Annotated in this window: 24 protein-coding genes; 17 read left to right on the forward strand and 7 right to left on the reverse strand. The window is 34.0% G+C overall.

Going from position 1 to position 20,794, the window contains the following annotated elements:
• Positions 1-41 precede the first annotated feature (41 nt).
• The 5 genes from DM444_RS22380 (at position 42) to DM444_RS22400 (ending at position 5,808) form a co-directional block, all read left to right on the forward strand.
• On the forward strand, positions 42-1,556 hold the full coding sequence (locus DM444_RS22380; protein WP_111290797.1) for a carbohydrate-binding domain-containing protein: 1,515 nt from the start codon (positions 42-44) through the stop codon (positions 1,554-1,556).
• Positions 1,557-1,771: 215 nt separating this feature from the next.
• Entirely contained in the window at positions 1,772-3,196 is a 1,425-nt protein-coding gene (locus tag DM444_RS22385; protein ID WP_111290799.1) for an amino acid permease, read from the forward strand.
• Between the two features lie 175 nt (positions 3,197-3,371).
• Entirely contained in the window at positions 3,372-4,055 is a 684-nt protein-coding gene (locus DM444_RS22390; RefSeq protein WP_111290801.1) for a HEPN domain-containing protein, read from the forward strand.
• Positions 4,056-4,194: 139 nt separating this feature from the next.
• Entirely contained in the window at positions 4,195-5,058 is an 864-nt protein-coding gene (locus DM444_RS22395; RefSeq protein WP_111290803.1) for a hypothetical protein, read from the forward strand.
• A 153-nt stretch (positions 5,059-5,211) separates the two neighbouring features.
• Positions 5,212-5,808 (forward strand): hypothetical protein, encoded by a 597-nt coding sequence (locus DM444_RS22400; protein WP_111290805.1) that lies wholly within the window; start codon positions 5,212-5,214, stop codon positions 5,806-5,808.
• A 154-nt stretch (positions 5,809-5,962) separates the two neighbouring features.
• On the opposite strand, the gene DM444_RS22405 is transcribed toward DM444_RS22400, so the two are convergent.
• Entirely contained in the window at positions 5,963-6,367 is a 405-nt protein-coding gene (locus tag DM444_RS22405) for a helix-turn-helix domain-containing protein (RefSeq protein WP_111290807.1), read from the reverse strand.
• Positions 6,368-6,548: 181 nt separating this feature from the next.
• On the opposite strand from DM444_RS22405, the gene DM444_RS22410 reads away from it, so the two are divergent.
• A complete protein-coding gene (locus DM444_RS22410; RefSeq protein ID WP_111290809.1) occupies positions 6,549-7,109 on the forward strand; it encodes a hypothetical protein in 561 nt (186 codons plus the stop codon).
• Between the two features lie 158 nt (positions 7,110-7,267).
• On the forward strand, positions 7,268-8,218 hold the full coding sequence (locus tag DM444_RS22415) for an aldo/keto reductase (RefSeq protein ID WP_204251709.1): 951 nt from the start codon (positions 7,268-7,270) through the stop codon (positions 8,216-8,218).
• 66 nt (positions 8,219-8,284) lie between these two features.
• Here the strand turns inward: DM444_RS22415 and DM444_RS22420 are convergent, their stop codons facing one another.
• From DM444_RS22420 to DM444_RS22430, 3 genes are all read right to left on the reverse strand, one after another.
• Positions 8,285-9,076, reverse strand: a complete 792-nt coding sequence (locus tag DM444_RS22420) for a glucose 1-dehydrogenase (RefSeq protein ID WP_111290811.1) — start codon at positions 9,074-9,076, stop codon at positions 8,285-8,287.
• Positions 9,077-9,126: 50 nt separating this feature from the next.
• Positions 9,127-9,705 carry a TetR/AcrR family transcriptional regulator gene (locus tag DM444_RS22425; protein ID WP_111290813.1) on the reverse strand — a complete coding sequence of 193 codons (579 nt, stop codon included), beginning with the start codon at positions 9,703-9,705 and terminating at the stop codon, positions 9,127-9,129.
• 102 nt (positions 9,706-9,807) lie between these two features.
• Entirely contained in the window at positions 9,808-10,221 is a 414-nt protein-coding gene (locus tag DM444_RS22430; protein ID WP_111290814.1) for a VOC family protein, read from the reverse strand.
• A 229-nt stretch (positions 10,222-10,450) separates the two neighbouring features.
• On the opposite strand from DM444_RS22430, the gene DM444_RS22435 reads away from it, so the two are divergent.
• From DM444_RS22435 to DM444_RS23945, 5 genes are all read left to right on the forward strand, one after another.
• The gene (locus DM444_RS22435) at positions 10,451-11,239 is read left to right on the forward strand and encodes an SDR family NAD(P)-dependent oxidoreductase (RefSeq protein ID WP_111291214.1); all 789 of its coding nucleotides are present in this window, start codon (positions 10,451-10,453) and stop codon (positions 11,237-11,239) included.
• A gap of 230 nt (positions 11,240-11,469) precedes the next feature.
• On the forward strand, positions 11,470-12,276 hold the full coding sequence (locus tag DM444_RS22440) for a phytanoyl-CoA dioxygenase family protein (RefSeq protein ID WP_111290816.1): 807 nt from the start codon (positions 11,470-11,472) through the stop codon (positions 12,274-12,276).
• A 151-nt stretch (positions 12,277-12,427) separates the two neighbouring features.
• Positions 12,428-13,114: a CDP-alcohol phosphatidyltransferase family protein gene (locus DM444_RS22445; RefSeq protein ID WP_111290818.1), complete on the forward strand. Its 687-nt coding sequence runs from the start codon at positions 12,428-12,430 to the stop codon at positions 13,112-13,114.
• 1 nt (position 13,115) lies between these two features.
• Entirely contained in the window at positions 13,116-13,547 is a 432-nt protein-coding gene (locus DM444_RS22450) for a GtrA family protein (RefSeq protein WP_111290820.1), read from the forward strand.
• Positions 13,548-14,018: 471 nt separating this feature from the next.
• Positions 14,019-14,363 (forward strand): DUF4833 domain-containing protein, encoded by a 345-nt coding sequence (locus DM444_RS23945; RefSeq protein WP_239455783.1) that lies wholly within the window; start codon positions 14,019-14,021, stop codon positions 14,361-14,363.
• Between the two features lie 199 nt (positions 14,364-14,562).
• On the opposite strand, the gene DM444_RS22460 is transcribed toward DM444_RS23945, so the two are convergent.
• Positions 14,563-15,192, reverse strand: coding sequence for a nitroreductase family protein (locus DM444_RS22460; protein WP_111290822.1), 630 nt, complete (start codon positions 15,190-15,192; stop codon positions 14,563-14,565).
• A 268-nt stretch (positions 15,193-15,460) separates the two neighbouring features.
• Between DM444_RS22460 and DM444_RS22465 the strand changes: the two genes are divergently transcribed.
• From DM444_RS22465 to DM444_RS22480, 4 genes are all read left to right on the forward strand, one after another.
• Positions 15,461-16,513: a DUF1852 domain-containing protein gene (locus DM444_RS22465; RefSeq protein WP_204251710.1), complete on the forward strand. Its 1,053-nt coding sequence runs from the start codon at positions 15,461-15,463 to the stop codon at positions 16,511-16,513.
• 30 nt (positions 16,514-16,543) lie between these two features.
• Positions 16,544-17,575, forward strand: a complete 1,032-nt coding sequence (locus DM444_RS22470) for a methionine synthase (RefSeq protein WP_111290824.1) — start codon at positions 16,544-16,546, stop codon at positions 17,573-17,575.
• Between the two features lie 58 nt (positions 17,576-17,633).
• Positions 17,634-18,626 carry a bile acid:sodium symporter family protein gene (locus DM444_RS22475; RefSeq protein ID WP_111290826.1) on the forward strand — a complete coding sequence of 331 codons (993 nt, stop codon included), beginning with the start codon at positions 17,634-17,636 and terminating at the stop codon, positions 18,624-18,626.
• 214 nt (positions 18,627-18,840) lie between these two features.
• Positions 18,841-19,293, forward strand: coding sequence for an Lrp/AsnC family transcriptional regulator (locus DM444_RS22480; RefSeq protein ID WP_095929232.1), 453 nt, complete (start codon positions 18,841-18,843; stop codon positions 19,291-19,293).
• A 59-nt stretch (positions 19,294-19,352) separates the two neighbouring features.
• Here the strand turns inward: DM444_RS22480 and DM444_RS22485 are convergent, their stop codons facing one another.
• Together DM444_RS22485 and DM444_RS24010 are read right to left on the reverse strand one after the other, a co-directional pair.
• Positions 19,353-20,087, reverse strand: a complete 735-nt coding sequence (locus DM444_RS22485) for a cation:proton antiporter domain-containing protein (protein ID WP_394364532.1) — start codon at positions 20,085-20,087, stop codon at positions 19,353-19,355.
• Between the two features lie 88 nt (positions 20,088-20,175).
• The gene (locus DM444_RS24010; protein ID WP_262510517.1) at positions 20,176-20,325 is read right to left on the reverse strand and encodes a hypothetical protein; all 150 of its coding nucleotides are present in this window, start codon (positions 20,323-20,325) and stop codon (positions 20,176-20,178) included.
• On the opposite strand from DM444_RS24010, the gene DM444_RS22490 reads away from it, so the two are divergent.
• The gene (locus DM444_RS22490) at positions 20,300-20,746 is read left to right on the forward strand and encodes an SDR family oxidoreductase (protein WP_204251711.1); all 447 of its coding nucleotides are present in this window, start codon (positions 20,300-20,302) and stop codon (positions 20,744-20,746) included. The genes DM444_RS24010 and DM444_RS22490 overlap by 26 nt on opposite strands.
• The last annotated feature ends 48 nt before the right edge of the window (positions 20,747-20,794 follow it).

A 20,794-nucleotide genomic window follows, 5' to 3' on the forward strand; every position in this document is an offset into this window, starting at 1 on the left:
TTTTCATTTCACAATTATTAATTTTATAAATACCCAATAACATGAAAGCCAAAACCTATTTCTATTTCTGTCTATTTTTAGGAGTTTTTACTATATCCTGTTCAAAAGATAACGATTCAGATGATGATACTGTTGCAACAGATGATCCAATTACAATAAGTGCAACTGCTGCAAAGGGAACTGCCGAAGGCTCGTCAGAAACTGGAGCAAACGAGGACGATATACTTGCTAATTCTACGTTTTCATCTACAGTAAAAATAATATTTAATGGTACAAGTGCAACGGCAGAAAATGAAGTTGCTGGAGTTACAATTGCCATTTCTGGTGCAGATGTTACCGTTACTTCTACAGTTGCTGAAGTAGCTTATGAAGTAATTGGAAGCACTACAGATGGAATGCTTAAAATCTACAGCGATAAAAAATATAAGCTTACGCTAAGTGACGTTTCTATCAAGAATAATGACGGACCAGCAATAAATATTCAGTCTGGTAAACGCGCTTTTATTGTTGTTAGCGGAACAAATACATTAGAAGATGGAACAACTTATGCTACCTCTACAGAAGACCAAAAGGGAACTTTTTTTAGCGAAGGCCAGCTTATTTTTTCAGGAAGCGGAACTCTGAATATTGCAGGGAACAATAAACACGCTATTGCATCAGATGACTACATACGTGTGCAAAGCGGTACGATTAATATAACAAAAACTTCTTCAGATGGTATTCATGCAAACGATGCGGTTTATATTGACGGAGGTACTTTGAATATTAATGCGTCTAGCGATGGTATCGAAGCAGAAGAAGGACATATTATCATCAATGCTGGAACAATCACTGCTACTGTTGCTGATGACGGAATAGTTGCTTCATACGATACCGATGATACAATTGATCCTTATGTTGTAATTAATGGAGGTACTATTAATGTTACCACAACAGGTGAAGGAGGAGAAGGAATAGAAAGTAAAAGTACCTTGACAATCAATGACGGAGAAATCTATATCAAAGCGGTTGATGACGCAATCAATGCTGGAGATGCAATTTACATTAATGGAGGAACTATTGTTGCATACAGTACAACAAATGACGGAATTGATTCTAATGGTACACTTACTGTAACGGGCGGAAAAATCTTTGCAATAGGAGCTAAAAGCCCTGAAGAAGGTTTTGATTGCGATAGTAATACATTTAAAATTACAGGCGGATTGCTAATTGGTGCCGGAGGAGCAACCAGCTCGCCAACGGCAAGCGTATCTACACAGGCTTCTGCTATACTAGACGGTGGAAATTCTGGTACTATATATAGCGTACTCAATAGTGATAATGCAGAGGTAATGACATTTAAATCACCTGCTAGTTTTACGACTTTACTATTGTCTGGCAGCGCATTCAGTTCGGGCAAAACTTATAAATTGGTAACGGTTTCTAGCGTTAGTAATGCAACGGAGTTTAATGGATTATATTTAGGAGGAACTTTTAGCAATCCTACATTATCCTCAAGTTTTACCTTGACTTCTATGGTAACAAAAATAGGAGGCAGTACAGGCCCAGGGAGATAATAAATAGATTATTGTTTTAATAAATTATTGGAAAGTTCATTCGCATGCGGATGGACTTTTCTGTTTTAAAATTGTGCTGCAAATGGGCAAAACTTAACTATTTATAGCTAATTCTGAAAGATGCTACAGAAAGAAGCTTTGTACGATTCCTTTTTTAACTTATCTTCGCTTTTTATACATTTCTGAATACATTTAAATACCTTAAAACATAATCTGTGAAAAATAATCATGATGCTGTAGAAGAGAATCAGCTTAAACGTGGACTAACTAACCGACACATTCAGTTAATTGCCTTAGGCGGATCTATAGGAACAGGTCTTTTCCTTGGCATTGGTCCAGCGGCCGTATTAGCAGGGCCATCTGTTATTTTAGGATATGCTATTGCCGGAATTATCGCTTTTTTTATTATGAGGCAACTTGGCGAAATGGTTGTTGAAGAACCTGTTTCAGGAAGCTTCAGCTATTTTGCTTATAAATATTGCGGTTCATTTGCAGGTTTTGCATCAGGCTGGAATTATTGGATTTTGTATATTCTCGTTAGTATGGCCGAACTTACAGCCATTGGGGTTTATGTGCAGTTTTGGTGGCCCGAAATTCCGCTTTGGGCATCCAGTTTATTTTTCTTTCTGGTTATTAATGCCTTGAATTTTGCCTCTGTAAAAGTGTACGGAGAAACCGAATTTTGGTTTTCAATTATAAAAGTTGTGGCTATTATTGCCATGATTCTTTTTGGTGCTTATTTGCTAATAAGCGGAACAGGAGGAGAGCACGCTACAATTCATAATTTGTATAACGATGGAGGTTTCTTTCCAAAAGGTTTCTTCGAAAAAACGGCAACTGGAGATTTTCAAGGTTTATTATCTGCAATGGCTTTGATTATGTTCTCTTTTGGCGGTTTGGAACTAATTGGAATTACCGCTGCTGAAGCAGAAAATCCAGAAAAAAACATTCCAAAAGCAACCAATCAGGTTATTTATAGAATCCTTATATTTTATGTTGGCGCATTGGTCATTTTATTTGCTTTGTCGCCTTGGAGACAAATTACGACAGACAGCAGTCCGTTTGTGATGGTTTTTCAGAACTTGAACGGAATGGAATTTGAGCTTTTTGGACGCAAAATATTTTTTACAAGCCTTATCGCTAATGTACTTAATTTAATTGTATTAACTGCCGCTTTATCAGTATACAACAGTAGTGTTTACAGCAACTCGCGAATGTTATTTGGTTTAGCAGATCAAGGAAGTGCTCCTCAATTTTTAAAGAAGCTAAACAAACAATCAGTGCCAGTTAATGCCATTTTAATTTCTTCCTGTTTTGCTGCGATCTGTATTTTAATCAATAAAGTAATTCCAGAAGAAGCTTTTAGTATTTTAATGTCTTTAGTAGTGTCTTGCTTAGTGATTAACTGGGTTATGATTTCGTACACGCATCTACAATTTAGACTTGCCAAAGACAGAGAAAACACAAAAACGAAGTTTGCTTCTATATTTTATCCCGTAAGCAATTACATTTGTTTCATATTTTTATTGGGTATTTTATCCATCATGTGGATGACGAATATGAAAATATCTGTAGAATTAATTCCGATTTGGTTGGGGATTCTTTTTGTGTTTTATAAGGTTTTTAAAAAGAAAGAATAGATAACTTTTTATATTATTATTTAGGCATTGATTGTCAACTTGTAGTTGATTTTCAATGCCTTTATTATATGATACTATTTATTTTTAAACTACGCAGAATCACTGCGTACTACTTAAATAGTTTTGGGGTATTAATAAGCATAATTGATTTTATAAATTTTAAAAACATAATATTATGGGAAGAGCTATTAATTACATGGAAAAACTAACTACTGGATATTCATTTGCTGACCTTGGATATCGAGATTATATTGCAGCGCGATTTTTACTGAATAACCATTTCATAGTGCAAGGGATAACTCTTGCAAGTACAGCTGTAGAGAAATATTTGAAAGCTGTAATTGTTTTTAATCTTCAGGAAAAAGAATGGTATAATTATCATTTTGACAAATTCGAGAAGCTTAAAAATTTGCTGGAGAAACTTAATAGTGATGTAACTAAAGATTTTGATCCTGTTTTTTTAGACATATTAGAAAAGGCATTTAAAATCAGATATTACGATAAAATTGAAAAACCGATTTTTATGGGCTTTTACATTAATCAATTTATAGGCGAACTAGACTATACAATCAATTATTTGGAAAATTTCATTTTCAATACCCAAAGCCAAGGTCAGTCTATAACTGTGTATAGTAAAGCTGTTATTAACAAAGATCCAGGTCTTTTTTATAATAATTATATACTTAATCAAGAGAATAAAAAAGATTACATGGAAATGCCTGATATAGGATTTTCAATTTATATTAGCGTTGGATCTGTAGTTCATACAGAAGAAATAGTAAAAGGAGGAAGTACACAAAATAAATATGATGGTCAAATAGCAGAATTCACCGATTTTGGAAGAGAGTTTATATTGTGATAATATTTTCTTTTATGTGATAGCTTTGATATGCTTGTTGATAGCGTGGAAATTCTTTCTGTGTGCCCAGCTCTCAAAAATGTTAAACTGAAAAGCAGCGCAAATGTCTCTGACTTTTCTCCATCTAATTACAAAGAAAATGATAGACTTTGACTTTTACAATGATTTAAAAAACGAAATTTTCAAGATATTGAATGATTCTGGATTAAAGATTTCTTTAGATCAGAATATTAATAAAATATTAATTGATTTTTTTAATTTAAGTTCAAAGATTTTAGAACCAAAAAAGAGAAATGTTTTTATAGTTCCTGACTTTGAAAAGCAAATTAGTTTACACCACAAGAAATTAGAAATCCAAACAATTATTCAATTGGCTCAAGATGGAGGAAATCTAAATTGTTTCCAAACAAATAGGATTATTCAATCTAAGCAAATTGATCATTTAAGTAATGAGTGGAATATTTTTCATTTTCATCTATCATTGGAGCCTGACAAGAAGACTAAATTTGTAAAAAGAGGTAATCTTTTATTATTTGCTTATGTTGATGAAAATGATATTGTATTTCTTGGACTTGATAAACATAAAGATTCATTCAGCGATATAAAGTGGCTTGAAATTTTAGAGAAAAATTATTCTCACATAATGAAAAAATTTTTAGCACCAGACTTGCCACCAGTGGAAGAAAATTTCTCGACTTCGGATAGAGAGAAAATGTGGGAAAGTGGTCTATCATCTGGTTTTATGAATATTAATGGGAAAACATATTTATGTCCAGGATTTGGGAAAGTCACAAGTGGTTATAATATTATGGTTGTTAAACAAAGTATTGATATTCTGAATTGGATTACTAGTATACAAGATACCATAAAAAAAGAAAATGTTTTTTTTGATAATAAATTAGCTAATTTAAAATTAAGGATTGGTGAAATGACAATCGAAATATATGAAAAGGAAAAAGGAAATGTATTTTTTGAATTTCCAAGCTTAGAGATTAAAAAATAACTTACTATAAAACCTATTACAATGAATTAGGGCAATCGGAATAATGAAAAGATGTTTTTTGTCAAATCAGAAAATAATTCTAATTTAGTTGCAAACCCATAGTAAACCAAAGTATTATTTACTATTTCAGAAAACATAACATTAGAAGAACATATGTCAAAAAAATTAAGATATCTGGATCCAATTAAAATTGCACCAGACATTGTGGGATGGTTAGATGAAAAATACAATCCTATTGTTAAAGATGAAAGATTAAATAATGATTTAGACGCAAATGATGTATTTGATAAAATATTAATCTATGAACGTCAAGTAAAAGATTGGTTCTTAAATCGTGCTGAAAATTTAATATCTCAGGAAAACAATGGATTTATAGTTCTTATGATTTGTATGTCTTACTTAGAAGGTGTTGAGCAGTACAGAAGAGGTGAAAGTAGTAATCATCAAAGCAGAGTTTTTTTTATATCAGCACTTAACAGAATTTATCCTAATCAATTTTCAGATATTAATTTAGGAAGTTTATACTCGGAAGCTAGATGTGGGTTATTTCATAATGGAATGGTTCAAGGAAAAATTATTATAAATTATACTTATCCAGAAAGCATAAACTTTGAAGGTACAATGGATATTAAAATTAATCCAAAAAAAATGCTAGAAGATATTATAGTAGATTTTGATAATTTCCTAGTAGAACTTAAAGAAAATTATGAAAGTAGAGATAGATTTAATAGAATGTACTCTAACGTTTAGAAACAATTCTCAACAGTCATTTTAATATATTGTATTGTGATTTACAAAGATTTTTTTGGTAAGCAATATAAATATCTCTAGACTTCGTACTCATAATATTTTACAAAAAAAGAGACTTTAAAGTCTCTTTTTTTGTAAAATATATTTAAATGATTTACTTATTAATCAACTTCTCCAACCTCACCATCATTTCATCTTTCTCCTTCAGCATCCTTTCATACAAAGCAATTTTTTCTTCATGAAGTTGAATCAATTTATCAATAGGATTATTATTGAAAGTTGGGCTATAATTTATTAAGCCTTGAGTATCATGAAAAGTATTAGAAATAATATTTATCGCTTGCTCTTCATCAAAATTCTGAAAAGCTTCAACAGGAATTTTCAATACAGCTGAGATTTGTTTTAGCAAACTGTCTTCAATTACATCTTTCTGCTCCAGCATAGAAATTTTCTTTTGGTTCCAGTCTTCTCCCAGATCATAAGCTAAAGCTTCCTGCTTTATGTTAAGCATTTCTCTAAAACGTTTTACGTTTCTTCCCTGATGTATTTTCTTTTCCATAATGAATATTGGTTTTCTAAAAGATCAAAGATAAAGCCATTTGGCTAAAAATCATGAGTTTCAAAGATAAAAAAACATTGCAAAAAAGAGTCTTTTTTGTCAGAATATTATATCTGTATTTGGAATAGTTTATTCTTTTTAAATGGAAGAATTTCGCTACATGAATTAAATCTACTGGACTATGAAAAAGAATAAAATGTCCTTCGAAACCAGCTTTTGGGCAGGAAATATTGAAGGAAATCCATTTAAGGTAATTAATGCCTTTTTTGCCTATGCACATCTCGATTATTACAAACAAATTTTAAGCGAAGCCGTAATTTACTGCTATAAAACAAAAGTCTACAAACAGGAGAATCCTTCAGATGTTTTTATTTTGTATTCGGTTCTCAAATCATTCCTTAGAGTTTGTTACTGTTTAAAAGAGAAAAGTAAAAAATGGAAAGTAAAAGAATCTTTGCCACAAGAAAAGGCTTTTCAACTTTCTTCTCTAACTAAAGAAGAATACGATAATCCTTGTATAGTATTTCAAAACGCATTTAATGAAAAAACGCTCCAAGAATTTGAATTATTTCTATATCAAGTTCTAGAGTTTTCATTGTCGCCTCATGCCGCAGATCCAGATCCTGACTTGATGACGCCTTATATTCATTTAACCAAAATGCTCGATGCAGTAGAATTAATAAGAGAAAGGGGAGTGGAGAAAATCAAGAAAAAGATTCTGGTTGATTCTTTAACCGAATAAAGTGAAAGCAATTTGATATTGATAATTTAGTATATTTAACAGCCAAAATTATTCTTGGATTTTTAGAATGTTAACATTAAAATTTGATAATGAAGCATTTGTAAAATTAGAATAATCAAAAAACAATATACTATTACTAATTAATTTGACCAAAAAGCATGAATTCTCAAAACCAGAAAAATGAAATAAACCGACGCAGATTTTTGCAAAGTAGCGTAAAACTTGCCGCAGCAGGAATTTATCTTGGTATGTTTGGCATGCCTGATCTATTTGGAAATGTCTTGACAGATAAAGTTGCTAAAGGCATTCCAGATGTTAAGCTGAATAACGGTTTAAAAATGCCCATACTCGGATTTGGAACCTACGGACTCAGCGGTGATGTATGCCAGAAATCTGTAGTTGAGGCAATAGCTGCAGGTTACCGCCTTATTGACACCGCAAAAGTATACGGAAATGAAGTAGAAGTAGGGAAAGCAATAAAACAAAGCGGAATTGATAGAAAGCAGCTTTTTGTTACTTCAAAACTTTGGGTTGATGATGCTGGTTATGAAAATGCTAAAAAAGGATTTGAAGAAACGCTAACAAAACTAGGGCTTGAATATCTTGATCTTTACTTAATACACCGTCCAAGAGGTGATGTAAAAGGATCGTGGAAAGCAATGGAAGAGCTTTACAAAGCTGGAAAAATCAAAGCTATTGGCATAAGTAACTTTAGCCCAGAGCAACTGAAAGATCTTTTATCTTATGCTGAGGTAAAACCTGCAGTGAATCAGATTGAAACTCATGCCTATTTTCAACAGTCCAATGATTATAATGTGTTAAAACAGCATAATATCCAGATGGAGGCGTGGGCGCCTTTTGCGGAAGGCCGTAATGGTCTTTTTACAAATGAAGTATTAACCCAGATTGCCAAGAAGCACGGCAAGACTACAGCACAAGTAAGTTTGAGATGGCATTATCAGCGCGGTATTGTTAGTATTCCGAGATCTTCGCAAAAAGCACATATTGTAGAAAACCTTAATATATTTGATTTCAAGCTTGATGATGCCGACATGAAAGCGATTGAAAAATTGGATTTAAATAAAACCCAGTTCCCAGAATGGAGTTAAATAAGAATGGTGTAAAACGGATTACAGGCTATGCCGTAATCCGTTTCTAAATAAAAATGTCTTGATTTAAGAATTACCATACAGGTTTGATTCCCCTCCATCAATAGCAATGGTCTGTCCATTTACATATTGGCATTCATCGCTAAGGAGAAATGCAACAAGGTTACCTACATCTTCAGGTTTGCCCAACCTCCTTGTAGGGTTTCTTTGTGCGTATGTTGTTTCAGCAGCTTTAGGGTCGGATGGGTTTACCTGTTTGAAAGCTTCTGCCACCATTGGGGTAAGGATAGCGCCAGGCGCGATTGCATTGGTGTAAATTCCATCTTTACCATATTCTATTGCTGCATTTTTGGTCATACCTGAAACGGCATGTTTACTTGCTACATAAGGCATCTGATTAATAACCCCTCTGATTCCTCCTACAGAAGCTACGTTTACAATTTTTCCTCCGCCGTGTTTCTGCATTACCGGGATCACGTATTTTAGTCCGTAATAGACCCCCATAAGATTGATGTCAATTACTTTTTTAAATATATTGATGTCATAATCCACTATTGATGCCTGTTTTCCTTCGATACCGGCATTATTGTAGAATCCATCGATACGGCCAAACTCTTCAACTGTTTTGTCTACATAATTTTTGACAGCCTGTTCGTCTGAAACGTCAGCGACTATAGTTATAATTTTTGCAGTTGGAGCAACAGAATGGATTTCTGCTTTTGCTTTTTCTAGTGCTTCGGCATTGTAATCTACAATTGATAGATTGGCTCCTTTTAATGCTACTGCTTTACTTGCTGCTAGTCCGAGCCCCATAGCTGCTCCAGTAATGATAATCGTTTTGTCTTTAAAAATGCTCATGATATATATTATTAAAATAGGTTAATTGAAAAATTATTCATTTAAAATTATTAGCTTATGCCTCTCCATACCAAATCAAAGCAGTCATCGATAAGCTGCTGGCTTAATGGAAATAACTTTTGTATGATGCCTGTAGAGCAGGAGCGTACCGCGCCATCAAAAAAGCTGATAAGTATAATTGCATCTAGTGCTTTTATAATTCCTTCCCGCTGTCCTTTTTCTAAAAGATCATAAAGAGGTTTGTTCTGTTTTTCATACTCGGCCAGTTGTTTGGAGAAATTGAGCTGTATGTAGCCAGACTGTTGATACTGGTCGATAAATACGGTTTCATCATAATGGTTTAGCCTGTAGTTAAGCATATTAATGTAAATCTGCTTAAGTGATTGCCTTACAGGTAAATTAATGTCAAAGTCACGATACATGGCCTGTGTCATTTTATCCTCTACAGCGGCATAGGCCAATTGTACCACCTCTTCTTTGTTTTTAAAGTAGATATATAGGGTTCCTGCAGCAACTCCGGCCGTTTTGCTTATGCCAGAGATAGTCACGCTTGCTAATCCCTGTCTGCCTGTAAGCACATATGCAGAATTCAAAATTTTCTCTCTTTTATCTGGGTCTAAAGGTCTCATATAGTAAAGTTAAATGAAAAAACATTCATTTAAATGCAGTTGTTTGAATTATAACTTTTCTTTAACTCATTTTCGGTAGTTTTTTCAATTGCTATTATTTTCTCATAATTCATAGCCAATCTCCCAGATATGTCCAAATGGATCTTTTAGCTTTCCAATTCTCCAGTCTTCTTCGGTTACCATGGGGCAAATCTGGATTGCACCAAATTTAAGTGCATTTTCAAATATTTTGTCTGCATTTTTAGTTTCCAAAATTATTCTGATTAGGTTGCTAAAAGCTCGATTTTCACTGCCATCACAAGGTGTTTCGTCACTAAGATAAAATTCAGCGCCTTCAATTTGCAATACAGAAGATATTTTGTTATTATCAACTTCAAATCTTTTAGATTCAACAGCACCAAAAGCGTCAGTGTAAAATTTAACCGCTTTTAATCCGTTATTCACTGTGAGAAAAGGCTTTATTTGAGCTTTCTGGAGTGTATTTTTTTCTTGATTTTTTTCTTCTTCCAATTTCATAAACTTCAATTATATGTTACTATAAAAATAGTATATTTTTTAACTATAATGTTTTCAATGATTTAAGTACGATTGATTTTTTGAATTTATTCGAAATCGGTTTGTATATCTTGTTGGCATACTTGGTGCAATAAGTCCGAGCGGATAGGGTTAGGGGTAGCCATTATGTACATTGTCTATCCAACAGTTTACAATTAATTTTTATATTTGGGTAATTTAAATGGATAAAATGAGCGAAAAAACGAAACCGTATGCGTTAATAACTGGCGCTAGCAAAGGCATTGGAAAATCTATTACTTATGAATTGGCTAAACAAGGCTATTCATTATTGCTTGTTGCAAGAAGTGAGGAGGAATTAAAAGCATTATCTAATGATCTTCAAGATAAATACGGCATCAATGCTTTTATTTTATCGATTGATCTTTCGACAAATGGCGCATCGCAAAAAGTAACCGATTGGGTAAAAATCAATAACTATCCAGTTGGAATTCTAGTTAATAATGCGGGTTATGGTATATGGGGCGATTTTAGTAAGTCTGCTCTAAACGATCAGCTTGGCATGATGCAGCTTAACATGAATGTAGTGGTAGAACTTTCCCATTTATTGGCGCCTATACTTTCACAAGAAAAACAAGCTTACATTTTAAATATATCGAGTACTGCTGCTTACCAAGCTGTACCTACGCTAGCTGTTTATTCGGCTACAAAGGCTTTTGTTTTATCGTTTACCCGTGCGTTGCGTTTCGAACTTGCCCAAACTTCTATTTCAGTAACTTGTTTTAGTCCAGGTCCAGTTGATACTGGTTTTGCTGCAAGAGCTGGTTTAAGTGCTTTAAACAAAATGGCTGAAAAGTTTAATATGCAGCCAGATGAAGTGGCAAAAATGGCAGTAAAAGCCATGTTCAGCAAAAAATCGGAAGTTATTCCGGGTTTTACAAATATCATTTCGGTGTACGCCAATCGTATACTACCAAAGGCTTTTATCGAAAAAACCGCAGCTGGGATTTACAAAATTTAATTTTTTTTCGAAAAAAATAAAAAATATTTTTTGCAAAAGAGAAAATATATATTATGTTTGTATTAAATTCTACTAATTCTATAGAGTATGTCAGATAAAAGAAAAAATATGTTTAATTTTCCTAAAGGTCGAATGCACAAAAACATGCTAATGTATTGTTGTTGCTGTTGTTGCAGTCTTTTAGATAAAATTACGAACACTATTATTTCATTTATTAAATCTATATTATCATGGGATCTTCTTATAAAACCTTTACCCTTACTGAGCAATTAACTAATGAGCAAATTGCATTTTTTAACGAACATGGCTTCATTCATTTCAAAAAATTTATAAATCCAGAAACAGTTTCATCCATCATTGATGCCTCGAAACAAGTGGAGCAAAATTGGATTGAAAACAATCTTCAAAAAGTAAATGGTGTTCCTATTAAATTCGGAAAAGATTTAGATGGTTCTCCTATTGTACAGCGTTTTGCTTTTATCAATCAGCATCATCAAGCCTTAAGCGGACTTTTACTTGATCCAAGATTTAATGGTTTATTGCCATTGGCAGGCGATGGCGCAAGATTAGGAACTGAAGAAAAAGACGGAATGGTTTTCAATCATTATATCAATGGACCAGAAAGTAAGTTTACTAAAATGGGCTGGCATACAGATGGTTTGAGAGATATTTTTTATGGTGGAAAATTAAACCCAATGTTAAATGTTGGTATTCACTTAAGTACTTTAAAACCAGAAAACGGAGGTCTTAAAATTATTCCAGGTACTCACAAGCAAAGTATTTATCAAATGCTTTTCCGTAAAAAATACTTTTTAGATCATCAAGCTGATCCAGAGGAAGTTTCTATCATTCCAGAAGCTGGAGATTTAACCATTCACGATGGACGTTTGTGGCACAGAGTTGCACAATCATCTGTTCGTGGCGAAGAAAGCAGAAGAAGGGTTATTTATATTCCAATCATAGCAGGAAAATATGCACCTAAAAATGAAAACAGTCCAACGGTTTTCTATCAACGTTTTGCGGGTATTGTTAAATAATTATGCTAATTGTTATTGCATTTAGTTATCTGGTTAGATCAGGTAAGCTAAAAAGTACCACAGATTTTTTTAAAAATAAGCAAAGAAAAATCAAACTAAAAATCGCAAAACTAGAATTGGCTATACTATCAGGCTTACAAATATTGGACTAATGGGAAAAGAATCACAGGTCGAAGATTATAGTGCAATTGCGCAAAGAACATTTTCTGACCGTAAGCGAACTAATATTTTAAAAAGAGCAGAACAGTTAACGATTGTATTTTTGCTTCCAAAAGTGCCTAAATTCATTTCACCAAACTTACTGACTTTAATTGGCACGCTTGGTTCGGGATTCGTTTTTTTAGCTTTTGTTTTAGGAACTTATGTAGAAACTTGGTATTTACTTTTGGGTATTATCGGGTTAGGTATAAATTGGTTAGGTGATTCTTTAGACGGAAGATTGGCTTATTATAGAAATATTCCGCGCCGCTGGTATGGTTTTGCACTCGATATTATTGCCGATTGGATCGGTATTGTATTTATAGGCTTTGGCTACTACATTTATGCTAAAAATGGCACACAAATAGTAGCCTTTGCTTTTGTCGCATTGTATGGCTGGTCTATTATTATCAGTCAGTTGCGCTACAAAATCACTAATGAATACAGTATAGATTCTGGCTTTGTTGGTCCAACAGAGCTTCGATTTATTATTGCTTTAATTTTAATTCTAGAAGTTTTATTTCACGGATCAATTGCCTATTTGACTGGCTTAATCACGATTGTGTTACTTATAATCAATACCATAGACAGCTTGAAACTTTTAAAGCTGGGCGATCTAAAAGATAAAAACCAAGGCTGAAATGTTCAAGAAAAAAGCTATTTTTACTTTTCTAAGAGCACAAGTTGCGGCATTTGTAGGAGGCTTAACCGATTATGGTTTAATGATTTTATTCACAGAAATATTTAAACTGCATTTTAGTTTCTCTATTCTCATCTCAGGAACCATTGGCGCCATTATCAATTTTAGCATCAATAGATTTTGGGTATTTAAAAATCAATCGGGATATAGCAGCCGCATCAATAGTCAGCTTTTTAAATTTGCGTTGGTCGTGTTGGGAAGCATTTCCTTAAAATCATTTGGTACACTTATTTTGCAAAAGGTATTTCAAATCGATTACAGAATCGGAAGATTAATCACGGATAGTTTTGTTTCTTATGGATTTAATTACCCATTGATAAAATATTGGGTTTTTAAAATAAAGAAAGAACAGAAAGCAATCGAATCAAATTAGAATATAAATAAACTTGTTGATATAATTTTTTTACCACATAGTCCCGAAGCCTCGGGATAGTTTTTAGTTGCGTAAAAAGAATATAAAAAAGAAACTAGTTTCCTTAACACATAGCTATGTTTATTTAAACAAGTGAAACGCCTTTTTTAAGCATTCTAAATCTATGTTTCTAGCCTGCACTGAGCGGAGTCGAAGTGTGTTAAAATAATTGTACCCAACGGGTGCATAAATATTTCGTCATGAATAACTTATCATTTAAACATTTTACAAAATCACTAATCGTTATAACGATCTTAGTAAATATAGTTTCTGAAAATCTATCGGCACAATCCAAAAATCCATCGCCATTAAATTTTCCAACACCTAAAAACATAGATAATATGCTGTTTTACATTCAGCGAGACCCAAATACAAACTGCTATTTATGCCATAAACTACCAGGAAAATGGAAGGATAGACAAAAGCAATCCTATAAAAGCATATTGGATTCGATATGCTGAGAAAGGAGAGAAGAAAGATTTTAATTATATACAACGCAAATTTGCATACGGAATAGAAAGTAAAACCCTGAATAATGAGGAGTTTGAACTTCAATTTGTATCGTATAAAAAATTGCCCTTAATCTTGAAAAAGATAGATTCAGATCAAAAATATCATGTTTTTGTAAATGTAAATCAGAAAAAAATACAGGTAGAAAAAATATTTGTGCGCATTGAAGGAGGTTCATTTTGGTTGCCAAATGTAAAGTATGCCGAAGTTACCGGAATTGATGCTTCATCAAATAAAGCTATTACTGAAAGAATATTGTTGAAATAAGCTTTTTTGGCGTAGAGACCTAGTAGTGGTTTTCTTTATTTAAGAATTATCATTCGCTTAACATTTTACAATTGAGCCAGTAAGAAATCATTAAATATCTTCTAAAAATCGGATAGTTTAATTTTTGATATTTGGAAGATATTTAATTATAAATTATATGAAATGAAAAATTAAATTATGGGCAGCAAACTAAATAATATTAATAGACTTTCGTTATCATTTCATCTATAGGCAAACGAACTTTTTTCGTAGCTACCATATAGTCTTTTTCCGAATCACGGTATCCTAAAGCAAGGATAACTGCGGAATGTAGCCCTTTCTCTTTCAAACCCAAAACCTCATCGATAATAGAAGCATTAAATCCTTCGATAGGAGTGGCATCCACTTTCAATTCTGCCGCGGCAATAAGTGCTGTTCCTAGTGCAATATAAGCCTGTTTGGCCGCCCAAAGTGCTTTTTGCTCTGCGTTAATAGAGCTAAAATAGGAATGTAATCCATTTCTAAATCCTGATAAGGCACCAGCATCAAGACCTCTTTGCTTTTCTGTCATTTCCATGTAATTGTCAATGTAAGTCGGAGTCATGTCATTGAATGCAGCAAAAACCAACAAATGAGAGCAAGAGCTAATCTGTTTATTATACGAATCAGCACCTAATTTTTTTTGGATTTCTGGGTTGCTTACAACAAAAACACGGTAAGATTGCAGACCACAAGAAGATGCTGAAAGATTTATAGCCTCTAAGATCTGATCGATCTTCTCTTCTGTTACTTTAATGTTATTGTAAGCTTTTGTGGCGTAGCGCCATTTTAAATTTTCTATCAAATTCATTGCTATGTCTATCTTAATTTTTGGCAAATATAAATTTATTTGTTTTGTTTTTCGAGGCTTGAATTGCTATGGGAAACTTCAAATCAGTCATATCCTAGTTCTCTAAAGAATAATTATCTGTTTTCTTTCAATATTTTATTTATAAAAAGATTAATAATCTTTAAAAATGTATCAAAAAAGAATAATTAACTGTATTTTTTTGTTTAATAGGATATTAAATCTTTTGTTTTAAAATTTGCAGGGTAAAAAAACTAAACCTTGTCATCAGATGAAAGCGAACATAAAAGAAGATTTAAGAATAAGCGAAAAGCAGGATATTGAAAATAACGAGAATACAATCCAAAATGATTTTGTGTTCACGCTAAAAAGCACGTGTTTAGATGAAAATTATCACCCCTCAAGTAAAACGCGTTTGACAACCAATTTTGCCAACTTGGCCAGAGGAGCTAATCGCCAGCAAAACTTACGCAATGCCTTAAATATGATTAACAATCGATTCAATGCATTGGCTCATTTGGATAATCCAAAAGCGGATCGTTACCATGTGGAACTTGAAATCCTTACAGTAACAATGAATATTGATGATAAGAATGGTAGTAACGATCTACCGATGATTGAAGTTTTAAAAACAAATATTATTGACCGTAAGACTGGCCAGCAAATCGAAGGAGTTGCCGGAAATAATTATTCCTCGTATGTTCGTGATTATGATTTCAGTATTTTATTGATCGAGCACAATAAAAATAAATCTAATTTTTGTATTCCTGAAAATTTTGGTGATTTGCACGGAAAACTTTATAAATGCTTTGTCAATTCAGCCACTTATAAAGAGCACTTTAAGATGTCACCGATCATTTGCCTGAGTGTATCGAGCAACAAAACTTATACTCGCACTGAGTATCAGCATCCGGTTCTGGGTTTTGAGTATCTGCAGGATCAGTATTCTATCACTGATGAATATTTCTCTAAAATGGGCTTAAAAGTTCGTTTTTTCATGCCTGCAAATAGTGTGGCACCGATGGCTTTTTATCATTCCGGAGATCTACTTGCTGATTATACTGATCTTGGATTAATCAGCTCAATCAGCACGATGGAGACTTTTCAGAAGATTTATCGCCCTGAAATTTACAATGCAAATTCAGTGGCTGGGAAAATCTATCAACCTAGTCTTAAACACGAAGATTATTCACTTACCCGCGTGGATTATGACCGCGAAGAGCGCAGCCGTTTGGCTGTTGAACAGGGTAAATATGCAGAAGAGCATTTCATTAAGCCTTACAAAAGTCTCTTGGAACAATGGTCTGCTAATTTTACCCTTTAATTGATTACAACGCCTTAAAATTATACTATTATGAAGAAATTATTATTACCTACCTCTATTGTTGGAAGTTTACCCAAACCTGCCTGGCTTGCACCACCCGAAAAACTTTGGTCACCATGGAAATTAGAAGGAGATCAGTTAATTGAAGGGAAACAGGATGCTTTGCGTATTTCGCTACAGGAACAGCAATTGGCAGATCTCGATATCATTTGTGATGGCGAGCAGACACGCCAGCATTTTGTAACGACTTTTATCGAGCATTTAAGCGGTGTAGATTTTGAAAATCGTAAAACAGTAAAAATCCGTAACCGTTATGACGCGAGTGTTCCAGTGGTTGTAGGAGAGGTTGCACGTCAAAAAGCAGTTTTTGTTGAAGATGCTAAATTTTTACGTAAACAGACTAATAAGCCTATAAAATGGGCATTGCCAGGCCCGCTGACAATGGTAGATACCTTGTACGACGACCATTATAAAAGCCGGGAAAAATTGGCGTGGGAATTTGCGATAGCACTCAATGAAGAAGCAAGAGAACTTCAAGAAGCAGGGGTAGATATTATCCAGTTTGATGAACCTGCATTTAATGTGTTCTTTGATGAAGTAAACGATTGGGGAATGGCAGCATTAGAAAGAGCCATTGAAGGTTTACACTGTCAAACTGCGGTTCATATTTGCTATGGTTATGGAATACAGGCCAATACTGATTGGAAAAAGACATTAGGTTCTGAGTGGCGACAATACGAAGAAATTTTTCCGAAAATTCAAAAATCTAAAATTGATGTGGTGTCTTTAGAATGTCACAACTCCAATGTGCCTTTAAATTTAATGGAACTTGTTCGCGGTAAAAAAGTAATGGTTGGTGCTATTGATGTTGCAAAAAACACTATCGAAACACCAGAAGAAGTCGCTGATACCCTGCGTAAAGCTCTTGAGTTTGTAGATGCTGAAAATCTTTACCCTTCTACAAACTGCGGTATGGCCCCGCTATCTCGAAACGTAGCCAGAGGTAAGTTAAGTGCCTTAAGCGCAGGAGCAGAAATTATACGTAAAGAACTTGGGATTTAGTCTCAATATATTAATAATGGAGTCCGTGCCTCTACGGAGAAATAATATTTAAAACACATTGAAGAAATTATTAGAAGTATTAAAAAAAGCAGGTTTCGACGGTTTCCTGTTAATGATAGCCGCCATGATTCTGATGGCTTATTTTTTGCCAAAGCCAGGAATGGTCAAAGAACCTGTTTCGCTTGAGGAGATTGCCAATGCAGGGGTTTCCTTGATTTTTTTGTTTTATGGCTTACGGCTAAGTGTTGAGAAACTAAAAGCCGGACTTTCCAACTGGAAAATGCACATTGTCGTTCAGTTGACCACCTTTTTATTTTTTCCGCTCATTGTTTTGGCATTTCGTCCGTTGTTTGTCAATAACGGCTACGAATTGCTTTGGCTGGGTGTATTTTTTCTGGCAGCATTGCCGTCCACAGTTTCCTCTTCGGTGGTCATGGTTTCCATCGCTAAGGGAAACATTCCCGCAGCCATTTTCAATGCGAGTATTTCCAGTTTGATCGGAGTAGTGGTTACGCCGCTCTGGGTTGGGCTGTTTATAGCTTCTGCAACAGGCGATTTTGATGTTACTCAAATCGTCATAAAGTTGATTCTTCAAGTCTTGCTGCCTGTCATCATTGGTATAAGCCTCAATTCCCGTTTAGGAGCCATTGCCGAAAAATACAAAAAGCAGCTCAAATATTTCGATCAGGCAGTTATTCTAACGATTATTTACACGTCGTTTTGTAAGTCATTTTCCGAACATCTTTTTGAAGGCTTCACCGCCCTTGAACTTGCTGGACTCGCTGCAGGGATGATGGCGTTGTTTTTTGCGGTATTCTTTTGTGTCGGACTACTCAGCCGTCTGCTTGGCTTTTCAGATGAAGACCGTATTACTGTCTTGTTCTGCGGGTCTAAAAAGTCATTGGTACACGGCACCGTAATGTCAAAAGTACTTTTTCAGCACAGTACCATCACTGGCATCGTATTGCTGCCGCTCATGCTTTACCATGCCTTGCAATTAATTGCCGCTAGTATCATCGCTCAGGGTATGGCTCGACGAAAAGAAGTGTAATTTTTTTATGACTTTGCCCTTTATTTATTTTGATAAAGGGCAATAAAATAAAGCCCCTGCTATAAAATAATTTTTTTAGATTTTTATAACTGTGAAGATAAACGTTGCAGTATGTAATGTTTTTAACTTGTGTAAAATAAGATTTTTGTATTGTTTTTGGTTATATTTGAAGAATTTTATTCTGTATTAGAAATAAATTAAACCAAAATATTCTATGGAACAAATAGACGATATTGATCTTCAGTTACTAAATATACTTCACGATAATTCTAAATATACTGTGAAAGAACTGGCAAAGATGGTAAATCTTTCGGCATCACCTGTTTTTGAGCGTATTAAAAGATTAGAAAACAGCGGTTATATTAAGAAATATATAGCACTGTTGGATGCAGAAAAACTAAACAGAGGTTTTATCGTTTTCTGTAATATCAAACTAAAACAGCACGATCGTAATATTGGGAATCAGTTTGTAAGTGATATTATGAAAATAGAAGAAGTTGTGGAATGCTATAATATCTCTGGAGATTATGATTTTTTAATGAAAGTTTCCGCCAAAGACATGAAGCATTATCAAGATTTTGTGTTTAATAAATTGGGATCAGTTGAAAGCATAGGGAGTACCCAAAGTACCTTTGTTATGTCGGAGATAAAAAATCTTTACGGATAGGCTATATGTTAAAGAAAAGCTTATTGATCTAATGTATGATATTCGCGTGTAATATGATCTTAAAAATGAATTACTTTTTCTTCTTCAAGATCTAAATAATACATTTGTTTTCTAATGATAGATTCATCTATACTTTGATCTTCTTTGTTTTTATCAATAAGCCATTGTCTCTGCAGATTTATTAAATCAAGATAAATGCTTTTGAGTTCATTTCCAATCGATTCATCATCAATTCCTTTGCTGTGGTGTTCCCATTTTTGAATGAGCTGCTGCAATGAAATATTACTTTCTAGCTGATCCTGATAAGTGGTTCTTAAATAATTCAAGGCATATTCAGAAAGGTCTTTTCGCAAAATAATGCTAGCTTCTTCACGAGAAAGAGGATCGTAGATTGCAGGCAGATTTATTTTTTTTATAAAATATGGAAGAGTTAACCCTTGAATCAGTAAAGTCAAAAGGATCACTATAAAAGTGATAAACAAGATGAGATTTCGCTGCGGAAAACCATTCCCATTGTCTAAATATACTGGAATAGACAAAGCTGCGGCCAGAGAAACAACACCTCTCATGCCAGTCCATCCAAGGATAAAAGGAGTTTTATATCCGGGATTTCTTGTATCAGCAACCGTGATAAAATTACGGGCAATTAATGTGACGACGACAGCGCCGTAGGCAGATAATAACCTGCTTATTATTAAAACAAAAGTAATTAAAACGCCATATCCAACTGCTGCTGTGATACTGATACCTTCTAGTCCTGAAGTAATTTGAGGTAAATCTAATCCAATGAGCATAAAGACCAATCCGTTTAAAATAAAGCAAAGACTTTCCCATACATTTACTCCTTGAATTCGGGATCTGCTGCTCAAAAATCGATGTCTGTTATTGGATAAAAGCAAACCACCGCTTTACCACCGCTAAAACACCAGAACTATGTACTTCTTCAGCTGCAATGTATATGATGTAAGGCGTAAGAAGCGATAAGACAATATCAACATTGGCATTTGTGGGTAAATATTTATGTGCCTTCATAAAAAGCCATCCTATTAAAAGACCAATTGCAACGCCTCCAGTAATCGCATCACAATCTGGGCATCGTCTTCCGTCTTTAACGCCCGAGCAAGATAAAGCATTGGCAATTACGCCTACAGAGGAATTATTAGCTCTTCCTTTTTTACAGTCCGATGCTGTAGATGGTTCGTTGTATGCTTATCAATTATCAAAAAGAGGAAATTCACTGCGAGTAAAAGCGGAGGCAGTACGCTGGGGGAAAAGAGGAGCTAGAATAAATACTATAAGTCCGGGTATTATTATGACGCCTCTTGCTAATGATGAATTAAATGGGCCAAGAGGTGAAAGCTATCGCAAAATGCTGGAGATTTCACCTGTCGGAAGAGCAGGAACACCAGACGAAGTTGGAGTTTTAGGAGCTTTACGTACGTTAATAGTATAAAAAAAGACATAAAAAAATCCCATTTCGATAGATATGGGATTTTAAATT

This window comes from Flavobacterium ginsenosidimutans, assembly GCF_003254625.1.
GTDB classification, from domain to species: domain Bacteria; phylum Bacteroidota; class Bacteroidia; order Flavobacteriales; family Flavobacteriaceae; genus Flavobacterium; species Flavobacterium ginsenosidimutans.

Bases quoted from the DNA above. Each gene is read 5' to 3' on its own strand.
- DM444_RS22435 (WP_111291214.1), top strand. From the start codon at position 10,451: ATGAGCGAAAAAACGAAACCGTATGCGTTAATAACTGGCGCTAGCAAA.
- DM444_RS22420 (WP_111290811.1), bottom strand. From the start codon at position 9,076: ATGAGCATTTTTAAAGACAAAACGATTATCATTACTGGAGCAGCTATG.
- DM444_RS22400 (WP_111290805.1), top strand. From the start codon at position 5,212: ATGTCAAAAAAATTAAGATATCTGGATCCAATTAAAATTGCACCAGAC.
- DM444_RS22410 (WP_111290809.1), top strand. From the start codon at position 6,549: ATGAAAAAGAATAAAATGTCCTTCGAAACCAGCTTTTGGGCAGGAAAT.
- DM444_RS22480 (WP_095929232.1), top strand. From the start codon at position 18,841: ATGGAACAAATAGACGATATTGATCTTCAGTTACTAAATATACTTCAC.
- DM444_RS22405 (WP_111290807.1), bottom strand. From the start codon at position 6,367: ATGGAAAAGAAAATACATCAGGGAAGAAACGTAAAACGTTTTAGAGAA.
- DM444_RS22440 (WP_111290816.1), top strand. From the start codon at position 11,470: ATGGGATCTTCTTATAAAACCTTTACCCTTACTGAGCAATTAACTAAT.
- DM444_RS22485 (WP_394364532.1), bottom strand. From the start codon at position 20,087: ATGCTCATTGGATTAGATTTACCTCAAATTACTTCAGGACTAGAAGGT.
- DM444_RS22430 (WP_111290814.1), bottom strand. From the start codon at position 10,221: ATGAAATTGGAAGAAGAAAAAAATCAAGAAAAAAATACACTCCAGAAA.
- DM444_RS22425 (WP_111290813.1), bottom strand. From the start codon at position 9,705: ATGAGACCTTTAGACCCAGATAAAAGAGAGAAAATTTTGAATTCTGCA.
- DM444_RS22395 (WP_111290803.1), top strand. From the start codon at position 4,195: ATGATAGACTTTGACTTTTACAATGATTTAAAAAACGAAATTTTCAAG.
- DM444_RS22445 (WP_111290818.1), top strand. From the start codon at position 12,428: ATGGGAAAAGAATCACAGGTCGAAGATTATAGTGCAATTGCGCAAAGA.
- DM444_RS24010 (WP_262510517.1), bottom strand. From the start codon at position 20,325: ATGAAGGCACATAAATATTTACCCACAAATGCCAATGTTGATATTGTC.
- DM444_RS22470 (WP_111290824.1), top strand. From the start codon at position 16,544: ATGAAGAAATTATTATTACCTACCTCTATTGTTGGAAGTTTACCCAAA.
- DM444_RS22450 (WP_111290820.1), top strand. From the start codon at position 13,116: ATGTTCAAGAAAAAAGCTATTTTTACTTTTCTAAGAGCACAAGTTGCG.
- DM444_RS22460 (WP_111290822.1), bottom strand. From the start codon at position 15,192: ATGAATTTGATAGAAAATTTAAAATGGCGCTACGCCACAAAAGCTTAC.
- DM444_RS22390 (WP_111290801.1), top strand. From the start codon at position 3,372: ATGGGAAGAGCTATTAATTACATGGAAAAACTAACTACTGGATATTCA.
- DM444_RS22415 (WP_204251709.1), top strand. From the start codon at position 7,268: ATGAATTCTCAAAACCAGAAAAATGAAATAAACCGACGCAGATTTTTG.
- DM444_RS22465 (WP_204251710.1), top strand. From the start codon at position 15,461: ATGAAAGCGAACATAAAAGAAGATTTAAGAATAAGCGAAAAGCAGGAT.
- DM444_RS22380 (WP_111290797.1), top strand. From the start codon at position 42: ATGAAAGCCAAAACCTATTTCTATTTCTGTCTATTTTTAGGAGTTTTT.